At 33.0% G+C, this 23,845-nt stretch carries 21 protein-coding genes; 10 read left to right on the top strand and 11 right to left on the bottom strand.

Annotation, left to right across the window (positions count from 1 at the left end):
• The first annotated feature begins 130 nt into the window (after nucleotides 1-130).
• Both AAGV28_RS02130 and AAGV28_RS02135 read left to right on the top strand, forming a co-directional pair.
• Nucleotides 131-1,519: a hypothetical protein gene (locus AAGV28_RS02130; protein WP_373405181.1), complete on the top strand. Its 1,389-nt coding sequence runs from the start codon at nucleotides 131-133 to the stop codon at nucleotides 1,517-1,519.
• Between the two features lie 120 nt (nucleotides 1,520-1,639).
• Entirely contained in the window at nucleotides 1,640-3,601 is a 1,962-nt protein-coding gene (locus AAGV28_RS02135) for a KUP/HAK/KT family potassium transporter (protein ID WP_373405182.1), read from the top strand.
• 137 nt (nucleotides 3,602-3,738) lie between these two features.
• On the opposite strand, the gene guaB is transcribed toward AAGV28_RS02135, so the two are convergent.
• The 5 genes from guaB to AAGV28_RS02160 all read right to left on the bottom strand — a co-directional run bounded on the left by guaB (nucleotide 3,739) and on the right by AAGV28_RS02160 (nucleotide 9,508).
• On the bottom strand, nucleotides 3,739-5,211 hold the full coding sequence (gene guaB / locus AAGV28_RS02140) for an IMP dehydrogenase (protein ID WP_373405183.1): 1,473 nt from the start codon (nucleotides 5,209-5,211) through the stop codon (nucleotides 3,739-3,741).
• Nucleotides 5,212-5,334: 123 nt separating this feature from the next.
• Complete coding sequence (locus AAGV28_RS02145) at nucleotides 5,335-6,735, bottom strand: DUF5723 family protein (protein WP_373405184.1); 1,401 nt, start codon at nucleotides 6,733-6,735, stop codon at nucleotides 5,335-5,337.
• The gene (locus AAGV28_RS02150; RefSeq protein WP_373405185.1) at nucleotides 6,732-7,244 is read right to left on the bottom strand and encodes a hypothetical protein; all 513 of its coding nucleotides are present in this window, start codon (nucleotides 7,242-7,244) and stop codon (nucleotides 6,732-6,734) included. The genes AAGV28_RS02145 and AAGV28_RS02150 overlap by 4 nt, the downstream gene beginning before the upstream one ends.
• A gap of 106 nt (nucleotides 7,245-7,350) precedes the next feature.
• Complete coding sequence (locus tag AAGV28_RS02155; RefSeq protein ID WP_373405186.1) at nucleotides 7,351-8,214, bottom strand: beta/alpha barrel domain-containing protein; 864 nt, start codon at nucleotides 8,212-8,214, stop codon at nucleotides 7,351-7,353.
• Nucleotides 8,215-8,488: 274 nt separating this feature from the next.
• Nucleotides 8,489-9,508 carry a quinone-dependent dihydroorotate dehydrogenase gene (locus AAGV28_RS02160; protein ID WP_373405187.1) on the bottom strand — a complete coding sequence of 340 codons (1,020 nt, stop codon included), beginning with the start codon at nucleotides 9,506-9,508 and terminating at the stop codon, nucleotides 8,489-8,491.
• A 309-nt stretch (nucleotides 9,509-9,817) separates the two neighbouring features.
• On the opposite strand from AAGV28_RS02160, the gene AAGV28_RS02165 reads away from it, so the two are divergent.
• The 3 genes from AAGV28_RS02165 to AAGV28_RS02175 all read left to right on the top strand — a co-directional run bounded on the left by AAGV28_RS02165 (nucleotide 9,818) and on the right by AAGV28_RS02175 (nucleotide 12,526).
• Nucleotides 9,818-10,378, top strand: coding sequence for a hypothetical protein (locus AAGV28_RS02165; RefSeq protein ID WP_373405188.1), 561 nt, complete (start codon nucleotides 9,818-9,820; stop codon nucleotides 10,376-10,378).
• Nucleotides 10,379-10,543: 165 nt separating this feature from the next.
• Nucleotides 10,544-11,815 carry a peptidase T gene (pepT, locus tag AAGV28_RS02170; protein ID WP_373405189.1) on the top strand — a complete coding sequence of 424 codons (1,272 nt, stop codon included), beginning with the start codon at nucleotides 10,544-10,546 and terminating at the stop codon, nucleotides 11,813-11,815.
• A 252-nt stretch (nucleotides 11,816-12,067) separates the two neighbouring features.
• The gene (locus AAGV28_RS02175; RefSeq protein ID WP_373405190.1) at nucleotides 12,068-12,526 is read left to right on the top strand and encodes a hypothetical protein; all 459 of its coding nucleotides are present in this window, start codon (nucleotides 12,068-12,070) and stop codon (nucleotides 12,524-12,526) included.
• A 67-nt stretch (nucleotides 12,527-12,593) separates the two neighbouring features.
• Here the strand turns inward: AAGV28_RS02175 and yajC are convergent, their stop codons facing one another.
• Both yajC and nusB read right to left on the bottom strand, forming a co-directional pair.
• Nucleotides 12,594-12,866 (bottom strand): preprotein translocase subunit YajC, encoded by a 273-nt coding sequence (yajC, locus tag AAGV28_RS02180; RefSeq protein ID WP_373405191.1) that lies wholly within the window; start codon nucleotides 12,864-12,866, stop codon nucleotides 12,594-12,596.
• Between the two features lie 31 nt (nucleotides 12,867-12,897).
• Nucleotides 12,898-13,809 (bottom strand): transcription antitermination factor NusB, encoded by a 912-nt coding sequence (nusB, locus tag AAGV28_RS02185; protein ID WP_373405192.1) that lies wholly within the window; start codon nucleotides 13,807-13,809, stop codon nucleotides 12,898-12,900.
• Nucleotides 13,810-14,199: 390 nt separating this feature from the next.
• Between nusB and AAGV28_RS02190 the strand changes: the two genes are divergently transcribed.
• The 3 genes from AAGV28_RS02190 to AAGV28_RS02200 all read left to right on the top strand — a co-directional run bounded on the left by AAGV28_RS02190 (nucleotide 14,200) and on the right by AAGV28_RS02200 (nucleotide 17,332).
• A complete protein-coding gene (locus AAGV28_RS02190; RefSeq protein WP_373405193.1) occupies nucleotides 14,200-15,960 on the top strand; it encodes an ABC transporter ATP-binding protein in 1,761 nt (586 codons plus the stop codon).
• A 72-nt stretch (nucleotides 15,961-16,032) separates the two neighbouring features.
• A complete protein-coding gene (locus tag AAGV28_RS02195; protein WP_373405194.1) occupies nucleotides 16,033-16,419 on the top strand; it encodes a PUR family DNA/RNA-binding protein in 387 nt (128 codons plus the stop codon).
• A 109-nt stretch (nucleotides 16,420-16,528) separates the two neighbouring features.
• Nucleotides 16,529-17,332, top strand: a complete 804-nt coding sequence (locus AAGV28_RS02200) for a sulfurtransferase (RefSeq protein WP_373405195.1) — start codon at nucleotides 16,529-16,531, stop codon at nucleotides 17,330-17,332.
• Nucleotides 17,333-17,342: 10 nt separating this feature from the next.
• On the opposite strand, the gene AAGV28_RS02205 is transcribed toward AAGV28_RS02200, so the two are convergent.
• Nucleotides 17,343-17,684, bottom strand: a complete 342-nt coding sequence (locus AAGV28_RS02205) for a tRNA-binding protein (protein WP_373405196.1) — start codon at nucleotides 17,682-17,684, stop codon at nucleotides 17,343-17,345.
• 94 nt (nucleotides 17,685-17,778) lie between these two features.
• On the opposite strand from AAGV28_RS02205, the gene AAGV28_RS02210 reads away from it, so the two are divergent.
• Both AAGV28_RS02210 and AAGV28_RS02215 read left to right on the top strand, forming a co-directional pair.
• Nucleotides 17,779-18,336: a thioredoxin family protein gene (locus AAGV28_RS02210; protein WP_373405197.1), complete on the top strand. Its 558-nt coding sequence runs from the start codon at nucleotides 17,779-17,781 to the stop codon at nucleotides 18,334-18,336.
• A 339-nt stretch (nucleotides 18,337-18,675) separates the two neighbouring features.
• On the top strand, nucleotides 18,676-19,065 hold the full coding sequence (locus AAGV28_RS02215; protein WP_373405198.1) for a GreA/GreB family elongation factor: 390 nt from the start codon (nucleotides 18,676-18,678) through the stop codon (nucleotides 19,063-19,065).
• Between the two features lie 146 nt (nucleotides 19,066-19,211).
• On the opposite strand, the gene AAGV28_RS02220 is transcribed toward AAGV28_RS02215, so the two are convergent.
• From AAGV28_RS02220 to AAGV28_RS02230, 3 genes are all read right to left on the bottom strand, one after another.
• Nucleotides 19,212-20,144, bottom strand: a complete 933-nt coding sequence (locus AAGV28_RS02220; protein ID WP_373405199.1) for a peptidylprolyl isomerase — start codon at nucleotides 20,142-20,144, stop codon at nucleotides 19,212-19,214.
• A gap of 43 nt (nucleotides 20,145-20,187) precedes the next feature.
• Complete coding sequence (locus AAGV28_RS02225) at nucleotides 20,188-21,342, bottom strand: MFS transporter (RefSeq protein WP_373405200.1); 1,155 nt, start codon at nucleotides 21,340-21,342, stop codon at nucleotides 20,188-20,190.
• A 140-nt stretch (nucleotides 21,343-21,482) separates the two neighbouring features.
• Nucleotides 21,483-23,573 carry a M3 family metallopeptidase gene (locus tag AAGV28_RS02230; protein ID WP_373405394.1) on the bottom strand — a complete coding sequence of 697 codons (2,091 nt, stop codon included), beginning with the start codon at nucleotides 23,571-23,573 and terminating at the stop codon, nucleotides 21,483-21,485.
• Between the last annotated feature and the right edge of the window lie 272 nt (nucleotides 23,574-23,845).

The following is a 23,845-nucleotide window of genomic DNA, read 5'->3' on the forward strand; positions in this document are numbered from 1 at the left end:
GCTTTTTTTGTTAGACGAGAATCGCTTTTAGGTGTTATAAATTAGTTTTCAAGAATAGCAAAAAAATACTTTAAATAAATTGGCACAGTAATTGAATATTTCAAAATATAAAATGTAAAAAACAATCGCCATGAAAAATAAAATTATATACTTAAGCATAATAGCTTCTTTTTTCATTATGCCAACAGAAGCTCAAAATAGAACTACAGTGAATGCAATGAATAACGAGATTAGTGATAATCTTGATTTAAGAGCCGTTGCATCTATTTTTGGAGAATCTAGAAATCTAGAAGATTTTGAAAGACGCTTAAACGACCCAGAACTTCAAATTTCTAATTTAGATTTAAATAATGACAATGAAGTAGATTACTTGCGTGTAATAGAATCCGTAGAATACAATACACATGTTGTTATTGTTCAATCGGTTTTAGACCGCGATGTATATCAAGACGTAGCAACAATCGATATTGAAAGAAACAATAATAGTGTACAAGTACAATTTATTGGAAACGAATACATGTATGGGCCTAATTACATTTACGAACCGGTATATCATTCCACACCATTAATATATGCTTCTTTCTGGGCTCCAAATTATCGTCCTTATGTTTCAAACTGGTATTGGAATTATTATCCATCTTACTATTATGCTTGGAATCCTTATCCAATATTCAGATATAGAAATAACATTCATTTAAGTCTAAATTTCAACAACAGTTATAATTATGTAAACTACAGAAGAAGTAACCTTGCTATTTCACTATACAACACGAGACGTACAAATGCTTATGAAAGACGTTATCCAAACTATGCATTTACTAAAAGATACAGCAATTACTCTAATCGTTACGAATTAGATCAAAGAAGAGGAACTAGATACAGTAACAACAATTCGACAAACAGAAATTCAACTGGAAGACAATACAGTAATAGTACTTCAAGAGGAGAAACACAAAGAGACTATATAACAAATAGAAACACGCCTTCAAGAGGAAATACTACGCTAAGAACAACTTCAAGAGAATATACTGACAACAAATTGAATACTTCTAGGCAAAACACAGCTTCTAGAAATTACAATCAAAACAAGACTAACAGTTCAAGAGAAAACGCGGCTCAAAGAACAACCGGAAGAGAGTACAATCAAAACAGCACTATTAGTAGTTCTAGAGAAAATACACCTCAACGAACAGCTAGTAGAGAATACAATCAAAATAATGCAAATAGCTCAAGAGGAAATACTACACCGAAAACAGCTAGTAGAGAGTTTAATCAAAATAAATCACAAAACCCAAGACAAAACATAACACAACAAACCCCGACACCTAGAACATACGCACCTAGACAAGAAAACAGTTCACAAAGCTCTCAAAGAGCACAAAATACGAGAGAAATCAATTCAAACAGAAGCGAAATTTCAAGACCTAGTTCTTCTGTACAACGAGTAGAGTCTACTAGGAATAATAGTAACCGACAAGAAAACAATAATTCTTCCAGAAATAATAATCGAAGAATCTAACAAATTAAAATGCAATTATTAAAAACACGACTAAACTGATCGTGTTTTTTTTATTTTTTAAAATATAACTTTTGAATTGTTTAAAAATGAGTAAATTTGAGGCGTTTACAAAAAAAATTCATGAGCGCATCAAATAGAAGTCTACACAGCAAGTTTACGTTAGGGGGTTTATTGATTACATTAGGAATTATATACGGTGATATTGGAACATCTCCATTGTATGTAATGAAAGCAATTCTAGGAACACACACCATAGATGCTGATGTTGTTCTAGGGGGGATTTCCGCAGTTTTTTGGACTTTAACTCTTCAAACCACCATAAAATATGTCATTATTACTTTAAATGCTGACAACCATGGAGAGGGAGGAATTTTTGCACTATATGCTTTAGTAAAGAAAACAAAAATTAAATGGCTTATAATCCCCGCTATTATTGGAGGTAGTGCCTTGTTAGCAGATGGAATCATAACACCACCCGTTTCTGTGTCATCGGCTGTAGAAGGAATTAGAACCTATTATCCTGAGATTAATACAGTACCAATAGTAATTGGAATTTTATTTATTCTTTTCACCATTCAGCAATTTGGAACAAAACTCGTTGGTAAATTCTTTGCTCCAATGATGTTAATTTGGTTCAGTATGCTTGGTGTATTAGGTGTGATACAAATTGTACAACATCCTTCTGTATTTAAAGCCTTCAATCCTTACTACGCTTATCATTTATTGTCTATTCACCCTGAAGGATTTTTTGTTTTAGGTTTTGTCTTTTTATGCACAACTGGAGCCGAAGCTTTGTATTCAGACATGGGACACTGTGGAAGAAAAAACATTAGAATCAGTTGGATTTTTGTCAAATTAACCTTGGTATTAAATTATTTTGGACAAGGCGCCTATTTAATTCATCATCAAGGTGAAACCCTGCAAAGTTTAGGTGGTAAAAATGGAAATCCATTCTATTTAATTATGGCAGATTGGTTCCAACCTTTTGGAATTGTAATTGCAACTATGGCGGCAGTAATTGCTTCTCAAGCATTAATTAGTGGGTCGTTTACGTTAATAAACGAGGCTATGAGATTGAATTTCTGGCCAAAAGTAAAAATAAAATATCCGACTGAATTAAAAGGACAACTGTACATTCCTTCCATTAACTGGTTGTTATTCTTTGGTTGTGTGGGAATCGTTCTTCATTTTGAAGAATCAAGCAACATGGAACATGCTTATGGATTAGCTATCATCCTTTGTATGATCATGACTACAATTTTACTGAATTTCTTTTTAATCATGAAAAGAGTAAAATTATACATTATGGTGCCATTAATTACCATATACTTATTAATTGAATTCAGCTTTTTGGCTGCAAATATTACTAAATTTAGCGAAGGTGGTTATGTAACCTTGATTATAGCATTAGTATTGATAAGTGTAATGACGATTTGGAATTCAGCTAAAAAAATCAACAAAAGCTATACTAAAATTGTAAAAATTGACGATTATAAAAAAGTATTGAGCGAACTGAGTGTCGATTTAAGTATTCCAAAATATGCCACTCATTTAGTTTATATGACCAATGCTGGACGAGCTGATGAAATAGAAGAAAAAGTTATGTATTCTATTTTACAAAAAAGGCCTAAAAGAGCTGATATTTACTGGTTTGTACACGTAAATATCCTAACCGAGCCCTACAAAACCGAATACAGAGTAACTGAAATTATGAAAGATGACTTGTATCGTGTAGATTTTAATTTAGGATTTAGAGAACCTACTAAAATTAATCTTTTATTCAAAGAAGTGATCAGAAATATGGTTCAAAACGGAGAAGTTGATATTAGAAGCCGTTACGAATCTTTGAACAAAAACAATATTATTGGCGACTTTAAATTTGTTCTTTCGGAGAAATTTTTATCCAATGACAACGAATTAAAATGGCATGAAAACATTATTATGAATTCTTACTTCTTGATCAAAAAACTAAGTTTATCTGAAGAAAGCGCCTTTGGTTTAGACAGTAGTTCAGTGAAAATAGAAAAATTTCCAATGGTACTCCATACCCCTGAAAATATTGATTTAACACGTTTAAAATAGTAAGTATAAAAAGTGACTGAATGATTATTATTTCAGTCACTTTTTTTTTTTGAAACTACAATTGTTCCAAATAACAAAAAAAGGCTGTTCAAAGTTTAACTTTTAAACAGCCTTTTTCTAATAAATTAAGCTTAATATTATCTAGAATAATTTGGAGCTTCTTTAGTAATAGTAACATTATGAGGATGACTTTCAGAAATACCACTTGAAGTTAAACGCACAAAACGTCCAGTTTCTTGCAAAGTAGCAATATCTTTAGCTCCACAATATCCCATTCCTGCACGAAGTCCACCTATGAACTGCAACATACTTTCGTTTAATTCTCCTTTGTAAGGCACACGACCTACAATTCCTTCTGGAACTAATTTCTTTACATCGTCTTCTACATCTTGGAAATAACGGTCTTTTGAACCTGTTTGCATCGCCTCTACCGATCCCATTCCTCTGTATGATTTGAATTTTCTTCCTTCAAAAATAATAGTTTCTCCTGGAGATTCTTTTGTTCCAGCTAAAAGCGAACCCAACATCACACAATCAGCACCTGCAGCAATAGCTTTAGGAATATCTCCTGTGTAACGAATTCCACCATCAGCAATTACTGGAACACCTGAACCTTTGATAGCAGCAGCTACTTCTAAAACCGCTGAAAACTGTGGAAAACCAACACCAGCCACGATACGAGTAGTACATATAGAACCAGGTCCAATTCCTACTTTTACTCCATCAGCTCCATTTTCAACTAAATATTGAGCCGCTTCTGGTGTAGCAATATTTCCAACAATAACATCTAAGTCTGGGAATTTAGCCTTCACTAATTTTAAAACATCAACCACTCCTTTAGTATGTCCGTGAGCAGTATCTATAATTACAGCGTCAACTCCCGCATTTACTAAAGCTGTAGCTCTTTCAACGGCATCAGCTGTAACTCCTAAAGCAGCAGCTACACGCAAACGTCCGTATTTATCTTTATTAGCATTTGGTCTTTGATTCAATTTAGTAATATCTCTAAATGTGATTAAACCTACTAATTTATTGTCTTTGTCTATTACAGGAAGTTTTTCAATTTTATGTCCTTGCAAAACTACTTCTGCTTGCTCTAACGAAGTTCCTTCGGCAACAGTAACAAGGTTTTCTTTAGTCATTACCTCAACAATAGGTCGAGTACTGTTTTTTTCGAAACGCAAATCACGGTTAGTAACAATTCCTTTTAGTTTTTGATTTTCATCAACAACTGGAATCCCACCAATACCGAATTCTTTCATTGCCGATTTTGCATCAGCAACAGTAGCATTAAGTGGCAAAGTAACTGGATCGATAATCATACCTGATTCGGCACGTTTTACTTTTCTTACTTTGGCAGCTTGCTGCTCAATACTCATGTTTTTATGTAAAACACCAATTCCCCCTTCTTGTGCCATAGCAATTGCCATAGAACTTTCGGTTACGGTATCCATAGCTGCAGATACAATAGGAACGTTAAGTGTTATGTTTCTTGAAAATTTTGTTTGGATACTCACTTCGCGAGGAAGCACATGGGAGTAATTAGGAACTAATAATACATCATCGTAAGTTAAACCTTCGCCGATAATCTTGGAGTTGTGTGCTATCATGTTGCAATTTCTAGTTGAATTGCGTGCAAATATAGCAAATTATTTTGAATTTTTATAATTCAAAATTCAAATTATTTAACAATATCTTCCCAATAACAAAGATAGTTTCTAATCCAGCTATTATCAATACGTCGGTTCATTATTGTCTGCAAAAATAAAATTAAATCCAAATTGGAATGAAAGACTATTCGCCTTAGACACATCGCGGTATTCTAATAAATTATCAGCCATAAAATACATATTGAACTTTCCTAGATTAGCGGACAATCCTAATCCCACATTTGTGTAGGAATAGGAATCAAGTGTATAAGTTGCTTTTACTTGGAATTGGTCTGAAATATTTCTTTGATAAAAACCCGTCAAGGCTGTTATAGGCATTCTGGGCGTGCTCATTACAAAAAGTTGTGCTCCAACTGCATTTTTATAACGCTTTTCACCAGCTATACAAACACAATCTTCATCAGTAGGAGTTCCATACGAATATTGATATGAAGCATTTAATTTCACGGGACGCCAAGTAGTGTATTTATTGTATAAAGTATCTAATTTAACCGCTTCCTGAAAATCGCTATACACCCCGTCCGGGTCGTCAACATCAGTGAAATTCGGATTGATCCCTTCGTATTTATAATACCCTTTATAAGTGAAATTTTCTATATCTTTAGTATGGTTTATAAAACCAATATCCAGTATACTCGCTGTAATTTGCGTATTTTTCTTTGGATAATAAGTAAATCCTAAATCAATTCCAAAACCTATATCACCACCTAGTAAAAGTTGTTTTTGCACATCAGTCGCCAAATCGCCATTGTAGTCTTCGGCAATATATTTTGAAATCCCCGAAGTATTCAGAGTCAAATCTGAATCCACAATTTGTTCATACATAGTGGTATTTGTAAGTCTGGTGGTTACTGAACCTGAATTGTTTGTGGAAGTTGCATTGAAACCACTAAAATAAATTTTACCTCTTGCCCCAACTATCATTTTTTCTGAAACATTTTTATGATAGCCCAAATGCAAGACCGATAACATTTCGGCTTTCACACTCAAATCAGATAAATTAAAAGATTTACCTATATAATTTTGGTTTCCATCCAAAGCTAAAACTGCTAAATCCTTAGGTATATAACTCCAAAAATCAAATTCCTGATACAATCCAAATGATAAATAGCCTTTGTTTTCAAGCCAATCTCCTAGTTTGATTCCACCATTAAAAATCTCGATTTGCTCGTTTACCGCTACGTGATCTCGTCTGGTTGTGGAATACACTACATTTCGCAATTTCTGATTAAAATCAACACCATCATTAGCAAATAAATCATAGGCGGAAAATCCGCTAGTTCCAACTTTGAACGACATTCCGGAAAGTAAAGGAACTCCAAAATAATACTTGTATTTGAAATCGGCTCCCGGATTATTCATCAACGACTGAGGAACTGAATTGAAATTATACAAAATCTGCTTGTTTTGAGAAAAACAATTTGCTGTAAGGAATAGTCCTAAAATTAAAAGTACTTTTCTCATTGTATTTTCAAATAAACAGTTGCGCTGGAGCGCAATACTAAACTTCCTGTACTATTTCTATCTAAAGCTGGACCTGAACCTCGCTCTAACTCTACTAAAAACCTCATCTTTCTAGTGCGCTTAAGCAAATCCAATCTGGTGTTTTGAAAATTTTCAGTTCTTGTAATCATACTAGTAGAGCCTAAATAGGCTGGGACATCAATCTTTATAGTTGTTAACTGATTATCATTGCTATCAAATAAAACGATACTTAATGAAAAAGCACGATTAATAGTATTGTTTATCTCAAAATAAAAATCGGCTCTTTGCAAATAACTATTAAAATACTTATCTCTAAAAACATCAAAATCTTGATCGTCATATCCCCAAAGTCGTTCAGAACCATTACTAGCAACAAAAGCAGTTGCAGGAACATCAAAATGACTAAAATTTGCCTCTACAACAGGCTCTAACTTTAAATCATTGACTTGATTAAAATCTAAATCACTGGAACAAGAAAAGGAACACATTAATATAAGTGTTAAACAAATTCTATTTATGTAATAATTTTTCATGTGTTTAGTTTCCTGTAATTTTTAGCTAAATATAAACGTAATTTTTGAAGAATTAGTATAACTAATAAAAACGTTTAAACACCTTTGAAGCTTCATTATACGCACTTTCAAAACTCAACGGATTCAACTTTAGATTTTCTCTGGTTGCGGTAAAATACGAAAGTAATTTTTCAGTTGGCATATTTCCCGTCAATTCGTCTTTCGCCATTGGACAACCTCCAAAACCCTGAATTGCTCCATCGTATCTTCGACAACCTGCGTGATGAGCCGCTTCAATTTTTTCAAACCATTTATCGTAAGTGGTATGCAAATGAGCACCAAACTCAATTTGGGGATATTTAGGAATTAAATTCGAAAACAAATATTGAATTACTTCTGGTGTTGAACTTCCAATTGTGTCTGATAGCGAAAGTATTTTTACTCCCATTGCCGCTAATTTTTCAGTCCAATCACCCACAATATCTACATTCCAAGGATCTCCATAAGGATTTCCAAAGCCCATAGATAAATATGCCACGACTTCCTTGTTACTCTTATCGGCTATTTCCAAAATTTCTTGTAAACTCACAATCGACTCAGCGATGGTTTTGTGTGTATTTCGCATTTGGAAATTTTCCGAAATGGAAAATGGAAAACCTAAATACTGTATGGAGTCAAATTGTGAAGCCATTTGGGCTCCCTGTGTATTAGCAATAATCGATAATAATTTACTGGTCGTTTTGGATAAATCCAATTGATCTAAAACCGCTGCCGTATCCTGCATTTGCGGAACAGCTCTTGGTGATACAAAACTTCCAAAATCGATTGTATCAAATCCTACCCGCAATAAAGATTGTATATACGCCACTTTATTCGCAGTAGGAATAAAGCTTTTAATACCTTGCATGGCATCTCGTGGACATTCTATAATTTTTATTGGTTCCATAGATTTCAAAGATACTAAAACTTGCAAAGTGACAAAATTTAGAACCAACAAAAAAAGCGCAACTCTATTAAAGAATTACGCTTTATAATTTATTAAGTCATCACACAAAGAAATTTAAAACTTTAACGACAAAGTTTTAAAAAGTTCTCGCAAAGTTCACAGAATTAAAAAACAATCCGTTTTAAGTAAAAAAACTTAGCGAATCTTTGTGTTTTCTCTTAGCGTATCTTTGTGTTTTCTCTTAGCGTATCTTTGCGTTATAATCAAGCCGCAATTACAAACGACTTAAAATCTTTTTGTTAATGGCTTTTACCAAGGCTGGACCTTCATAAATAAAACCTGTATATAGTTGAACCAAACTAGCTCCGGCTTCTAATTTTTCGATAGCGTCATCGGCAGAATGTATTCCTCCTACTCCAATAATTGGGAAAGCCTTATTGCTTTTTTGCGAAAGAAAACGAATCACCTCAGTAGAGCGTTTGGTCAATGGTTTTCCTGACAATCCACCCATTTCCGATTTATTACCCGACTGTAAACCTTCTCTAGAAATGGTCGTATTAGTAGCAATTACACCTGCAATTTGGGTTACAGCCACAATATCAATAATATCTAGTAATTGTTCATCCGTCAAATCAGGAGCAATTTTCAAGAGAATTGGCTTTTGTTTTGGTTTAGCCAAATTTTTATTCTGTAAAGTTTGCAATAACTGTTTCAACGGTTCTTTATCTTGTAAAGCGCGTAAGTTTGGCGTATTTGGTGAACTCACATTTACCACAAAATAATCTACATAATCGTATAATGCATCAAAACAGATTTCGTAATCTGAAGTAGCTTCTTCGTTTGGAGTTAATTTATTTTTACCAATGTTTCCACCAATTAAAACCCCTGGATTTGATTTCAGTCTTTCAACAGCTTCCAAAACACCACCGTTATTAAATCCCATTCGGTTAATAATTGCCGAATCTTCTCTTAAACGAAACAAACGTTTTTTGGGATTTCCTTCTTGCCCTTTTGGTGTTAAAGTACCTATTTCGATAAAACCAAAACCAAAGTTGGATAATTCTTTGTACAATTTAGCATCCTTATCAAAACCAGCTGCTAAACCTACAGGATTTTTAAATTTCAATCCAAATACTTCGGTTTCTAATCTTTTGTCATTTACTAAATAAAGTGATTTATAAATGGTTGAAAAACCTGGGATTTTAGAAGTTATACGCACTAACGAAAACGTAAAGTGATGTATCTTTTCTGGATCAAAACAAAAAAACAGTGGTCGAATAAGCAGTTTGTACATAGGATTTTAATTTGTGATGCAAAAATAGAATTATCTAATGGATAATTAAATATTTCTAAAAAAATTATAGCAACCGATTTAATTTTAATACCATTAAAGAAGAAATAACCTAAATAAACATTTGTTAAAAAACACATAAATTATCATCACAAAAAAAACACAAACAACTACACAACAACTACTTATGCCAGAACTATTTAATATCAGTATTTTTCAAATCAAAAAAATAGCTCTTTTAAAATGATTTTTCTTATCTTGTAAGAAGGGATGAGTTATTCAACTCATTTTATCAATTTAAAATACATTATTATGAAACTAAAATTAATTTTTGCAACCGTATTGCTTTCGAGTTTTCAACCTTTTTTTGCCCAAAACACTACAAATGACACAGTAAAGCTTGCTACAAAAACAACCATAACAACCGTTACAACAGTTAGAGATACGATAGTCAAAGTAGTTCCTGAAGTTAGCAATGCCTTAGCAACAGATTCAGAAAAAGAAGCATTACAAAAAGAAGCAAAAATGCTTAATGCAAAAATGAAAGAAGAGAAAAAAGCTTTAAAAGAAGCTAAAAAAACAGAAGAAGAGCTAAAAGACTTTGAAAAAGAACAAAAAGCGTTCGAAAAAAAACAAGACAAAATTCTCGCCGGTGAAAAATCTGTCAGTAAGTTAAAAAACAAAATTTCTAATGAAGAAAAAAGTTTAGAAAATCGAAAAGAAAAATTCGAAAATAAAAAATCAAGAGGAAAACTAAGTTCTACTGACATTGAAAAAGAAAATATCAAAATCAGTAAACAACAAATTAAAATAAACAAATTAAACGAAGACCTCTACAAAGCAGAAGATAAGTTAATTGAAACGAGAAAATAAATTAACACAAACTGAAAATTAGCCGCAAATTTGACAATAAACTCCATTGAAATGGAGTCATTAATTGATCAATTTGCGGTTTTTTTAATTGCCAATCACAAAACTTAGTTTTAAATTATAGTTAAAACATAAAAACTATCTTTGTCTTTCAAAAAACACCACTTTATGCAAGATATCATCGATCGTTTTATAAGTTATGTAACTATTGATACCGAATCCAATCCTGATTCAGAAACAACTCCAAGTACCGAAAAACAATGGGATTTAGCCAATAAATTAGTCGAAGAACTAAAAACTATTGGGATGCAGGATGTAACCATTGACGACAAAGCCTATATTATGGCTACTTTGCCTAGTAATGTTGAACATGAAGTTCCTGTAATTGGATTTATTTCTCATTTTGATACTTCCCCTGATTTTTGTGGAGCCAATGTAAAACCACAAATCATAAAAGATTACGACGGAAAAGACATTGTATTAAATGCAGAAAAAAATATTGTGTTATCACCAAGTTATTTTAAAGATTTATTACAATACAAAGGGCAAACTTTAATAACAACAGATGGAACTACGTTATTAGGTGCCGATGACAAAGCCGGAATCACAGAGATTGTAACTGCAATGGAATTCCTAATCAATAATCCTGAAATCAAACACGGAAAAATCAGAATTGGTTTTACACCAGACGAAGAAATTGGTCGTGGTGCCCACCATTTTGATGTGGAAAAATTTGGAGCTCAATGGGCTTATACCATGGATGGAAGCCAAGTGGGAGAATTAGAATACGAAAATTTTAATGCGGCTGGCGCCAAAATTACTTTCAAAGGTAAAAGCGTGCATCCAGGATATGCTAAGGGCAAAATGATCAACTCCATGCTAATTGCCAATGATTTTATCAATGAGCTGCCTTCTGGAGAAACTCCGGAAGAAACTAAAGGGTATGAAGGTTTTTTCCATGTGCATCACTTTAACGGAAGCATCGAAGAAACTGTTGTCGAGTTAATTATTAGAGACCATAACAGTAAAAAATTCGAAAAAAGAAAAGAGAAAATCCAGAAAATTGCCAGCAAAATCAACAAGAAATTTTCAAAGCAATTTGGAGAAGACATTGTAATTGCAGAAATAAAAGATCAATACTACAACATGAAAGAAAAAGTGTTGCCTGTAAAATACATTGTTGCCATTGCCGAAAAAGCAATGAAAGAATTAAACATCAAACCCATTATAAAACCTATTCGTGGCGGAACTGACGGTTCTCAATTATCGTATAAAGGATTGCCTTGCCCAAATATTTTTGCTGGTGGCCATAATTTTCATGGAAAATATGAATATGTTCCAGTAGAAAGTATGCAAAAAGCAGTTGAAGTAATTGTGAAAATTGCAGAACTTACCGCTTTACCTCACTTTGGTTTGGAAGCACCTAAAAAGGAAAAATAATTCTCTAACTCATTTATCAATAAACCGATGCAGCAATGTGTCGGTTTTTTTTGTATATTATGGATTAAAATCCGTTGCTACAGTATATTTCGTTCCTACGGAACTTAGAGTCGTAGACTCGACTCATTTTGTAATGCTGGACTTCAGTTTAAAAAACTTAACATTGAAAACCCATTTATAAATTGTATTTTTACTTACATTAAATTTACAATTACTTAACATTATATAAATTCATATAAATATTTTAACAAAATGATTAAAAAAGAAACAAACGACAAGGAAGCAAATGAAGCTGCTCCTCAGGAACCGTTAAAAGAAGTAAAACCTACAACTAGAGGTCCAAGAACGAAGCAAAAACCAGTTGTTCCAGCAATAGAAGAAACTCCGGAAATTATTGAAAAAACAATTGAGGAAGCTCCATCTGAAACCGAAGAGGTTATAATTACAGATACAACCGAAGATAGTGACGCAACAGTTACAAAAAAAACTAAAAAGAAAAAGATGAAAGACAAAGAAAAAAAGAAAGCTTTAAAAGCAAACGCAAAAGAAAAAGCGAAGGCGAAAGCTAAAAAAGCAAAGGCGAAGGCTAAGAAAGCTAAAAAGGAAAAAGCTAAAAAAGCGAAATTGAAAGCCAAAGCCAAAGAGAAAAAAGCCAAACAAAAATCTAAAAAACTAAAGAAAAACAAGAAGAACAAAAGCAAGAAAAAATAATTTTTTCAAGCAAGTAAAAGCCCCAATACTATATACAGCATTGGGGCTTTTTTATAATAATGTTGAATTATTTTTTAGCTAATGAAGCACTCATTTCCATAGAAATGGCAGAACGTTCCATTTTCAATTTTCCAGCCATAGTTTCAACAACTACTGTTGTATCGGCTAGTTCAGCCACTTTACCGTGAAGACCGCTTTTAGTAATGATTTTATCCCCTACTTTTAAGCTTCCTTCAAATTCTTTTTCTTGTTTGGCTCTTTTTTGTTGTGGTCTAATCATGAAGAAATAGATAACCACAAACATTAAGATAAACGGTGCAAATTGACTTAACTGTTCCATAATTTTAATTCTCGTTTTTTATTTATAAATATTACATTAAACCGCGACCGGCTTTAATCATTTTTTTGCTTGATTCTAATTCTTTAACTAGATTATCTAAAATTCCGTTGATGAAAATACTGCTTTTAGGGGTAGAATATTCTTTGGCTAATTCTAAATATTCGTTTAAAGTTACTTTAACCGGAATGGATGGAAATTTTAAAAACTCGCAAATCGCCATTTTTAAAATAATCGTATCCACCTCAGCAATTCTATCGCTATCCCAGTTAGGCGTTTTGTCTACAAATTCTTTGGCTAATGCCGCTTCATTCAAAACGGTTTTACGAAACAAATCTTTAACAAAATCCCTGTCTTCATTGTCTTTGTACAATTTTGGCACTCTAAAATTATCATTTTCGATAGGTTTCATGGCTTTCAATTGCTTAATAATTTGTGTATTCACCATCGGAATATCATCAATCCAAGTCAATTTATCGTCTTCTAAGAATTCGTATAATTTGTCATTTGGAACAATCACTTCAGTAAATAAATCAATAATCAACTCTCGGTCTTCTTCAAACGATTGCTTTGGATTACTCATGTATTTTTGATAAAACGAGCTTTCTTTAATAGCATTCAACAACAACAAAATATAGTCTTCGTGTAAATGCCAAGCATCAATTTTTCTAGTTTCTAAAGCAATACTTAAAGAATTGTTTTCGGCTAGAATTTGAAAAACACTGTTTTTGATAAATTTTTCGTTGGGTTGACGTTCGGCTGGAGTAGCCAAATGTTTTTGACTAGATAAATGCAAAAATTGAGTTTCTTTTTTACATATTTCTAGTAGGGAAGAAATCATTGTAAGGTATAAATCCTGAATATTATCGATACTGTAAAAAAGGAATTTTTCTTCCTTTTCTAGGTTATCAGAGCCGTTTTGATGCATTGCATAAATGGTTTGCATAACTTTAACGCGAATGTGTCGTCTATTTACCACCTTGTAAGAACTTTTATTAAATTAGTCTGCAAAAATAAGGATTTCCTTTTTCAAAATAAAATTTAAAGCCATAAAAAGCAGGACAGACACATAAGTTAATTTTACCGCTAATTCGCAAATTAAAATAATTTTAACCCCAGACTTTTAATTATATTTAAAATTACATCACTTCATTTTCAAATAAAAAATTTGCGAATTTGCGGTTAAAAAAAGAACTTAGATAAATTTATATTTTCTTTTTCACTCTTTTTACTTTCATTAATGAAACGTTAAATGAGACTTAACAGCAAGCGGATAGCTAGCAATTATTGCTTTTAAAGCTATATCTTTGTTTCATAAATACAGCCTAGTCTAGAAATGAAAGAATTACTCTATCTCAATAAATACTTTATCAAATACAAATACCGTTTTATTTTAGGAATTGTATTTACTATAGTGGCACAAATATTTTCTCTTTTTACACCTAAATTAATTAGTAAATCCTTTGCTTCTATTGAATCCTTTGCTAAAAACGAAAACGTATCAATTTCATTTGTTCGGGAGCAATTGACTTATAATATTCTGCTCATTATTGCTACCACAATAATCGCTGGTTTTCTAACCTTTTTAATGCGTCAAACCTTGATTGTTATGTCCCGTCATATTGAATTTGACCTAAAAAATGAAGTGTTTAGACAATACGAAAATCTATCTCAAAATTTCTACAAGAAAAACCGAACGGGAGATTTAATGAACCGTATTAGCGAAGATGTTTCTAAAGTTCGAATGTATGTTGGCCCAGCTGTTATGTACACGATCAATACCGTTATTCGTTTTGCTATCGTAATTATCTTCATGTATAGAGTATCTCCATTGCTTACTTTATACACGCTCTTACCTTTACCAATATTGTCTTATGCAATTTTTAAGTTAAGTACCGAAATCAATATTCGAAGCACCACTTTTCAGCAATATTTATCTAAAGTTTCCAGTTTTACACAAGAAATTTTTTCGGGAGTCCGTGTCATAAAAGCCTATTCTTTAGAAAACCAACATCAGGATAACATGCACGCTTTGGCTTTAGAAAGCAAAAGCAAAAGTTTAGATTTGGCCAAAGTACAATCGTTATTTGGTCCTTTAATGTTGGCGCTGATTGGAATTAGTAACTTGGTTGTAATCTATTTTGGTGGATTAATGTACATTGATGGAACGATTAAAAGCATTGGAACTATTGCCGAATTTATTTTATATGTCAATATGCTGACCTGGCCAGTAGCGTCTTTGGGTTGGGTTTCTTCGATGGTTCAAGAAGCCGAAGCTTCACAAAAAAGACTGAATGAATTCTTGAAAATAAAACCTGAAATTAAAAATAACAATCCTGAAAAATCGATTATAGAAGGCGCTATTTCTTTTGAAAATGTAAGCTATACATATGAAGACACCAATATTACGGCGCTTAAAAACATTTCATTTACTGTAAACAAAGGAGAAACGCTAGCCATTTTAGGAAAAACAGGTTCAGGCAAATCGACGATTCTATCGTTAATTTCAAGAATGTATGATGTAACCGATGGAGCGATTAAAATTGACCAAAAAGAAATTAGCCGTTTGAACTTATTTGATTTAAGAAACAGCATCGGAATTGTGCCGCAAGACGCTTTTTTATTCTCTGATAGTATTAAAAACAACATCCGATTTGGTAAAGAAGATGCCGAAATTGAAGAAGTTATGGCTGCTGCCAAAAATGCTGTAGTTCATGACAACATCATGGGTTTCAATAAACAATACGATACGGTTCTTGGCGAAAGAGGAATTACACTTTCGGGTGGACAAAAACAACGTGTTTCTATAGCGAGAGCTATTATCAAAAACCCTCCTATTTTACTCTTTGACGACTGTTTATCAGCGGTTGACACCGAAACCGAAGAGGCAATCTTAAACAATCTAAATGCTATTTGTAAAGACAAAACAACTATAATTGTGAGTCACAGAGTTTCATCAGCCAAGAATGCCGATAAAATTATAATTCTAGAAGATGGAGAAATCATTCAACAAGGTTCTCATAACCAGTTAATAAATCAAGAGGGCTATTATGCATCGCTTTATTTAAAACAACTTTCTGAAAAAGAATTACTTTAAATCTTGCTTAATACATATATTTTTATCATTTTTGGTTTCAATTAACAACCATATTATTGTACAGAACGGATTATGAGAGAAAATGACATGCTAGAAAAAGAGGAAATCTTTTCTAAAGTTTTACGTGCAGGACGAAGAACCTACTTCTTCGATGTGAGAGCTACAAAAGCTGATGACTACTACATTACCATTACAGAAAGTAAAAAATTTACCGAAGAAGATGGTTCATTTCACTTCAAGAAACACAAAATATATTTGTACAAAGAGGATTTTACCGCTTTTACCGAAATTCTAGGCGAAATGACTTCTTATGTTTTAAACCACAAAGGAGAGGAAGTTATCTCTGAGAGACATCAAAAAGATTTCAAAAAAGAATATGCTACGGAAAGAGGAAGTGCTGAAGAAGATGCTATTCCTGCAATATCCAGTTTTACCGATATTGATTTTGACGATATTTAAAATCTCAAAACAAATAAAAATCAAGTCCAAAAATCATCCGGTTTTTGGACTTTTTACATTAATAGTATTTGTATCTTAGTTTTCCGTTACAATTATAAAACATAACAATATGACAACTCCCATTGTATCTACAAACTGGCTCAAAGAAAACCTTCAGGATCCTGAACTAATTATTCTTGATGCCGTATTAGATACACCGCCTCATGATTTACAAATCGTTGGTGCACGCACTTTTGATATTAAAAATAAATTTAGCGACACCTCAAATCCTTTACCTAACACATTACCAAAACCAGAAGCATTTGCTGCCGAAGCTCGAAGATTAGGCATCAACAAGAACAGTAAAATTGTGGTATATGATACTAAAGGTATTTATTCCAGCCCAAGAGCCTGGTATTTATTTAAAAGTATGGGACATGAAAATGTTTGGGTACTCGACGGCGGACTTCCTGCTTGGATAAAAGAAGATTTACCAACAGAAAAAGTAGCTACAAAAAATTATTCAGAAGGGAATTTTGAAGCCAATTTCCAACCCGAAATGTTTAAAAACAAGGAGCAAATTTTAGAAAACATAAATTCTAAAAAAGCTGTTGTTATTGATGCCCGCTCATCAGATCGTTTTCATGCCGAAACCGAAGAACCACGTGAGGGCTTAAGAAGCGGACATATTCCAGGGGCAGTTAATCTTCATTTTTCGAAAGTGTTGAAAGAGGGGAAATTTTTACCTAAAGAAGAATTAGAGAAAATTTTGCCATTGCAAGACCAACCCTTATACTTATCTTGCGGCTCAGGAATTACAGCTTGTATTGATTTAATTGCATACGAATTGGTTGCTTCATATGCTCCAAAAGCAGTTTATGACGGATCCTGGACTGAATGGGGACAAGATCATAATTTACCCATAGAGAAATAAAAAAACAGTGTTATCCTATTCGTAAACCATTTTCAATTTTAAAATCGGGAGCTAATAGGATAACATCTCCTTCTTGACCTACAGCACCTAAAACCAGACATTCGCTCATGAATTTTCCAATTTGTTTTTTTGGGAAATTCACAACCGCAACAATTTGTCTATTTAAAAGTACTTCTTTAGTATATCTTTTGGTAATTTGTGCCGAAGTTTTTCTGATTCCAATAGTTTCACCAAAATCGATAGTGAGTCGAAATGCCGGTTTTCTTGCCTCAGGAAAATCGGTAACATGTATTATTGTCCCGACATGCATCGCTACTTTTTCAAATTCTGCCCAGGTTAAATTAGTTCCCATAATTGATTTAAAAAAAATATTATAAACTCAAAATTAGTTTTTAACTTCTAAATAGTCATCTATTTTAGTAACTTTAAACTCTAAAGAAAAAACTATGGCACGCACTCCATCAAACATGCTTGAATTAGGAACGATAGCTCCTGAGTTTTATTTAAAAGACACCACTTATAACAAAAAATGGTTCACTTTTGCTGATTTAAAAGGAGAGAAAGGTACGCTCGTATTTTTTATTTGCAATCATTGCCCTTTTGTACATCATGTATTAGATGAAATTATTCGAATTGCCAATGATTACAGAGTTCAAGGAATTGGAATTATTGCTATTTCAAGTAATGATGTGGTGAATTATCCGCAAGATTCTCCTGAGTTGATGACCGAATTTGCATTCGAAAATAACTTTGAGTTTCCATATCTATTTGACATCACACAAGAAGTGGCTAAAGCCTATGACGCTGCTTGCACACCCGATTTTTATTTATTTGACAACCAAGATAAATTAGTTTACCGTGGCCAACTGGACGATAGCCGTCCCGGAAACGGAATTCCTTTAAGCGGAAGCGATTTGCGCGGTGCAATTGACGGAATTTTATACAATAGAACTATTAATCCTGAGCAAAAACCAAGTCTTGGCTGTAATATTAAATGGAAATAACAGCATAAAGTATAAATCTTTAACTAACTTTGTTTTAGGAAAATCATTATTTATGACCACTATTCAACTTGCAGCGACACCTTCTTTTTTGTTTTCTTCTTCAAGAAAGCAAAACGTTGTTGCATTTTTTCCTCATAACAAAGCCTTTATCAATTAGACCTCCGCTCCATTCCATTTTTCTTCGAGGCGGAGGATTCATTTCTTTAATTACATATTTTATTTGATTGGAATTTCCCAATCAAATTATTCTTTCACTATTTTTTATTTCATGTGCTAAAACAATTGTAGCAACTGAGATAAGAGATTTTATTTTATAAATAACTTTTAAATTTAAATAGTATGAAACCCACTCCCATTTTAACAATTACAGATTACAACAAACTACGTGAATTAACAAAAAAAGCCAAAGACAGTAGTAACATTCGAGAAATTGCATTGCTAACACAAGAATTAGATAGGGCTATTATTAATGAAGAAAATATTTTAGACGAAAATATCATCCGAATTAATTCTCATGTTGTAATTGAAGATATAAAGACTAATAAACAAATGAGTATCCAAATTGTTATGCCTTCACAATCCAATCTTAAAGAAGGTAAAATTTCTATTTTAGCACCTCTATGTGTTGCTGTAATTGGTTTTAAAGAAAATGACGAAGTAGAATGGCAATTACCATCTGGAATTAAAACCCTAAAAGTAATTGCAGTGACTAACTCTAAAAACACCTAGTTTTATGATTTACAAACACCTCATCTTTATGAAGGTGTTTTTTTATGTCTAAAGTTAAGGCATAAAAAAATCCCAATCTCATTTTTAAAAACGAGTCGGGATCTTAATTTATATCAACTGACCACTAGAAACTTGATCACTGAATACTATTTTACGTCCATTAATTCAACGTCAAAAATCAAAGTAGCATTTGGTGGAATTACTCCTCCTGCACCACGAGATCCGTATCCTAAATGAGATGGAATTACAAAACGAGCTTTATCTCCTACTTGCAACAAAGCAATACCTTCGTCCCATCCTTCAATAACATTTCCTCTTCCTAATGGAAATTCAATTGGTTTTTTACGTGGGTAAGAGCTATCAAAAACTTTCCCATCAGGCAATTGTCCAGTGTAGTGAACAGAAACTGTTTTTCCGTTTTCTGCTTTTTTACCTTCACCTCTTTGGATGAATTGGTAACGCAAACCGCTTTCTGTTTTTTCAAATCCAGCAGCTAATTTTTCCATTGCTTCTTCAGCAGCATTTTTTTCAGCTTCCAAACGTTTTTTACGATTTCCTTCAAAGGAACGAAAAGCTTCAACAGCATTCCACTTTTGAGCTTCTTCTCCTACTCTAATAATTTCTAAAGTTTCTAAAGCATCTCCTTGAGCAACAGCATCCACTACATCCTGACCTTCTACTACATGACCAAAAACAGTGTGTTTTCCGTCTAACCAAGAAGTTGGTACGTGAGTGATGTAAAATTGAGAACCGTTTGTTCCTGGACCTGAATTAGCCATAGCTAAAATTCCTGGTTTATCGTGTTTTAAACTTGGATGAAACTCATCATCAAATTTATAACCTGGATCTCCTGTTCCTGAACCAAGAGGGCAACCTCCTTGGATCATAAAATCAGGAATAACTCTATGAAAATTCAATCCATCATAATATTTTGTCCCTTGAGGTTTTACATTATTTTCAAGATTTCCTTCCGCTAATGCTACAAAGTTACCAACAGTTCCTGGTGTTAAATCGTGAGTTAATTTTACTAAAACAGCTCCTTTTGAGGTGTTGAATTTAGCGTATATTCCGTTTTCCATTTTTTAAAATTTTTATTGAAGTGCAAATTTACAAATTAATTTTTTATCCGTTGTTGCTTTCTAATGCTTTCCGTTTGGATTTATAGGTTGTACCATAAACCGTAAATGCCAAAGCTGATAAAAGCAAACATCCTAAAGTTACTGCATGCCATCCGCCCAGTTCCCATAAAAACAAACCATAAGCTGAACCAGCAGCTGTTCCTAAAAAGCTAAAAGACATAAAAACAGTATTCATTCTGTTTCTGGCTTCAGGTACTATCGAATACACCCGGGTTTGATTCGAAATATGTACCCCTTGTAAACCAATATCAATCAAAACGATTCCGATTATTACACCAATAACACTTTGTCCTGAAAAATAGAAAATCATAAAACTCAGCGCAATAAATGCACAGCCGTAACCAACAGCAATACGGGAACCGCCTTTATCTCCTAATTTCCCCACTAAAGGTGCCGCCAAAGCCCCCGAAGCACCTACAATTCCAAAAAGACCAATAGTGGCACTATTAAATGAAAAGGGTTCTGCTGAAAGCAACAAAACCATCGTGGTCCAAAAAGCACCAAACTGAGCAAACGAAAACACATTGATTAAAGTAGCTTCGCGTAATAACGGTTGTTCTTTAATTAAGCTAAAAAGAGAAGAAATCAATTGTCCATAAGAACCTTTAAATTCTGGTTTATTATAAGGAAATTGTTTTTGGATAATAAAAAACAGCAGGAAACACAATCCAGAAGCAATCCAGAACATAGCGCGCCAACCTAATACTTCGCCAATAAATCCGCTCAGTGTTCGGGACAATAAAATTCCCACTAGCAAACCGCTCATAATAGTTCCCACCACTTTACCCCTTTGTTCAGGCTTACTCAACGAAGCTGCCAACGGCAAAATAAGTTGTGGTACAATAGAAGTAATCCCTATTAAAAGAGAAGCGATTTCTAAAATCAAGAAACTCTGTGCTGTAGCGGCAATTATCAAAGCAATTACAGTAGCAAAAGTGGTAATTAAAATTTGGCTTTTTCTTTCAATCTTATCTCCTAAAGGCACCATAAAAAACAAACCGATAGCATAACCTGCCTGGGTTAAATACGTTATTGTTCCTGCATCGGCATTAGGAATATTAAATTCATTCGCAATTAGAACAATTAAAGGTTGGCAATAATATAAATTAGCCACTATTAGTCCCGTGGCTACCGCCATAAAAAGGACATTTTTTTGAGATAAATTCATTTTGCAAAAATACTAATACAAAATAAAAAGTTATTTACTTTTCTTTAAATAAAACGAAGCACATATCAAATCAACCCAATCTTCAATCTTTATTTTAAATTCTAGAAAATTTATTTTTCCTGCGTTAATCCTGCATTATTCAAATAGGGCTCTATTTGCATATCATGTCCTATAAATTCCGTGAATGCTTGGTTTAAATCGACACTGTTACCAACAGATAAAATATATTTTTTGAATCGGTCACAATTAGTTCTAGTCATTCCACCGTTAGCCATCATCCAGTCATAAGCGTTATAATCTAAAGTTTTAGACCAAGTATAAGCATAGTAACCTGCCGAATAACCATCTCCGCCCCAAATATGTTGAAAATAAGTTGAATGATATCTTGGAGGAACTTCATTAACTAGTAAACCGTATTTTTGAAGTGCTTCTTTTTCAAATTCTAAAGTGGGTTTAAAATCAGATTCATTTTCTACCGTATGCCAAGCCATATCTAATATAGAAGCTGCTAAAATCTCGGTCACTTCATACCCTTTATTAAAAGTCTCTGCCTTTTTTATCTTATCAACTAATTCTTGTGGAATATCTTCTTTGGTTTGATAATGGATAGCATAATTCTTTAAAACTTCGGGATCTAAAGCTGCGTGTTCATTAATTTGAGATGGAAATTCTACAAAATCTCTTGGTACAGAAGTACCAGAAATGGAAGCATATTGTTGGCTCGCAAACAAACCATGCAACGTATGTCCAAATTCATGGAACATTGTTATCACATCATCAGAACTAATCAAGGAAGGATTTCCATCTACTGGTTTTGAGAAATTATAAACATTGACAATTACTGGTTTTTGTTTTTGATAAAAAGACTGATTTACAAAATTATCCATCCAAGCTCCTCCTTTTTTATTGTCTCTGGTATAAAAATCTAGATAATAAATACTTATTGATTTTTTATTTTCATCAAAAACTTCATAGACTTTGACATCTGGATGATACACTGGTAAATCCTGACGTTCTACAAATGTAATTCCGTACATTTTTTGGGCAGCAAAAAAAACACCTTTTTCAAGAACCGTAGTCAATTCAAAATAAGGTTTTATTTGGTTTTGATCTAAATCATATTTTGCTTTTCGAACTTGTTCCGAATAAAAATCCCAATCCCAAGGTTCTAGCTTAAATCCTCCGTTTTGAGAATTGATTAAATCCTGAATTGCTTTTGCTTCTTCTTTAGCTTTTGCCACAGCTGGAGTTGCAATTTTTGCTAACAAATCGATGGCTGGAGCGGGTGTTTTCGCCATTTGGTTTTGTAATTTCCATTCTGCAAAATTTGGCTTCCCCATCAATTTGGCTTTTTGCAAACGTAATTGTGCCATTTTTTCTAACACTGCTCGAGTATCTCCGTCATCCTCTTTCTCTGAACGATACCAAGAAGCTTTAAATATTTTTTCCCGCGTAGCTCTGTTTACAAGACTCACTAACAAAGGTTGTTGCGTAGTATTTAATAATGAAATTAAATATTTCCCATCTTGTCCTGCTTCGGTTGCTCTGTTTTTTGCTGCAGCAATTTCATCTGCACTTAATCCTTCTAAATCTTCTACATCATCAAATAAAACCGCACTATTTTTTCTGGCAACCAACAACTTGTTGTTGAATAAAGTGCCCAGTCCAGCTAACTCTTCGTTAGTTTTTTTCATTTTATCCTTATCCGCAGCAGACAAATTGGCTCCAGCCAATTCAAATTGTTGCAAATAATAGGCTGTCAATCTCTTATCTTCTCCTTGTAAATAATTCAAATCTAATGCTTTAATGCGATTGTAAAGCTTACTATTCAAGTACATTTTGTCGCTGTGAGCAGAAAATATTGGAGCAAATTCTTCTTCAATAGCCTGCAAAGTTGGATTGGTATTGGATGCTGCCAAATTACTAAAGATTGTCCTAGCCCTATTCAAATCAGATCCGCTTATCTCCAGTGCTAATACTGTATTTTCGAAACTAGGTTTAGCTGGATTATTAGCTATTTTATCGATTTCTTTTTCGTGTATCTTCAAACCGTAATCAAATGCTGGTTTAAAATGCTCGTCTTTAATTTTATCAAAAACCGGAGCCTGATATTGTAACTTACTTTCTTGTAAAAGTGGATTTGTCATTTTTGTGGAATTATTTTGGGCATTTATTTTTTGCGTTTGTAATAAAGCCAACATAAAAAAAGAGCTCATTACAATCATTTTGGGGAAGATTTGTATCATGAAGTTATTTATTTTAGAGCATAAAAATACTAAATAATTAAGAAGTATAGACAGAAACACAAGATTGAGTTATCTAAATTTTAATCCATTTTTTAATAATTAATTCCACAACAATGATTTAAAAAAAAGAACATTTTATATTTTTCAAAATTGTAAGTTTACCTTGTACTGAATAGCAATGAGAAACTATTTGCGAAACCTTACAATTTCTTTGTTTACCTTGTACT

It is taken from the genome of Flavobacterium zubiriense, assembly GCF_041729725.1.
GTDB classification, from domain to species: domain Bacteria; phylum Bacteroidota; class Bacteroidia; order Flavobacteriales; family Flavobacteriaceae; genus Flavobacterium; species Flavobacterium zubiriense.

Coding starts and splice junctions, on each gene's coding strand:
- AAGV28_RS02200 (WP_373405195.1), top strand. CDS start 16,529: ATGACAACTCCCATTGTATCTACAAACTGGCTCAAAGAAAACCTTCAG.
- AAGV28_RS02215 (WP_373405198.1), top strand. CDS start 18,676: ATGAAACCCACTCCCATTTTAACAATTACAGATTACAACAAACTACGT.
- AAGV28_RS02230 (WP_373405394.1), bottom strand. CDS start 23,573: ATGTTGGCTTTATTACAAACGCAAAAAATAAATGCCCAAAATAATTCC.
- AAGV28_RS02195 (WP_373405194.1), top strand. CDS start 16,033: ATGAGAGAAAATGACATGCTAGAAAAAGAGGAAATCTTTTCTAAAGTT.
- AAGV28_RS02165 (WP_373405188.1), top strand. CDS start 9,818: ATGAAACTAAAATTAATTTTTGCAACCGTATTGCTTTCGAGTTTTCAA.
- yajC (WP_373405191.1), bottom strand. CDS start 12,866: ATGGAACAGTTAAGTCAATTTGCACCGTTTATCTTAATGTTTGTGGTT.
- guaB (WP_373405183.1), bottom strand. CDS start 5,211: ATGATAGCACACAACTCCAAGATTATCGGCGAAGGTTTAACTTACGAT.
- nusB (WP_373405192.1), bottom strand. CDS start 13,809: ATGCAAACCATTTATGCAATGCATCAAAACGGCTCTGATAACCTAGAA.
- AAGV28_RS02205 (WP_373405196.1), bottom strand. CDS start 17,684: ATGGGAACTAATTTAACCTGGGCAGAATTTGAAAAAGTAGCGATGCAT.
- AAGV28_RS02150 (WP_373405185.1), bottom strand. CDS start 7,244: ATGTGTTCCTTTTCTTGTTCCAGTGATTTAGATTTTAATCAAGTCAAT.
- AAGV28_RS02160 (WP_373405187.1), bottom strand. CDS start 9,508: ATGTACAAACTGCTTATTCGACCACTGTTTTTTTGTTTTGATCCAGAA.
- AAGV28_RS02130 (WP_373405181.1), top strand. CDS start 131: ATGAAAAATAAAATTATATACTTAAGCATAATAGCTTCTTTTTTCATT.
- pepT (WP_373405189.1), top strand. CDS start 10,544: ATGCAAGATATCATCGATCGTTTTATAAGTTATGTAACTATTGATACC.
- AAGV28_RS02210 (WP_373405197.1), top strand. CDS start 17,779: ATGGCACGCACTCCATCAAACATGCTTGAATTAGGAACGATAGCTCCT.
- AAGV28_RS02220 (WP_373405199.1), bottom strand. CDS start 20,144: ATGGAAAACGGAATATACGCTAAATTCAACACCTCAAAAGGAGCTGTT.
- AAGV28_RS02225 (WP_373405200.1), bottom strand. CDS start 21,342: ATGGCGGTAGCCACGGGACTAATAGTGGCTAATTTATATTATTGCCAA.
- AAGV28_RS02190 (WP_373405193.1), top strand. CDS start 14,200: ATGAAAGAATTACTCTATCTCAATAAATACTTTATCAAATACAAATAC.
- AAGV28_RS02155 (WP_373405186.1), bottom strand. CDS start 8,214: ATGGAACCAATAAAAATTATAGAATGTCCACGAGATGCCATGCAAGGT.
- AAGV28_RS02175 (WP_373405190.1), top strand. CDS start 12,068: ATGATTAAAAAAGAAACAAACGACAAGGAAGCAAATGAAGCTGCTCCT.
- AAGV28_RS02135 (WP_373405182.1), top strand. CDS start 1,640: ATGAGCGCATCAAATAGAAGTCTACACAGCAAGTTTACGTTAGGGGGT.
- AAGV28_RS02145 (WP_373405184.1), bottom strand. CDS start 6,735: ATGAGAAAAGTACTTTTAATTTTAGGACTATTCCTTACAGCAAATTGT.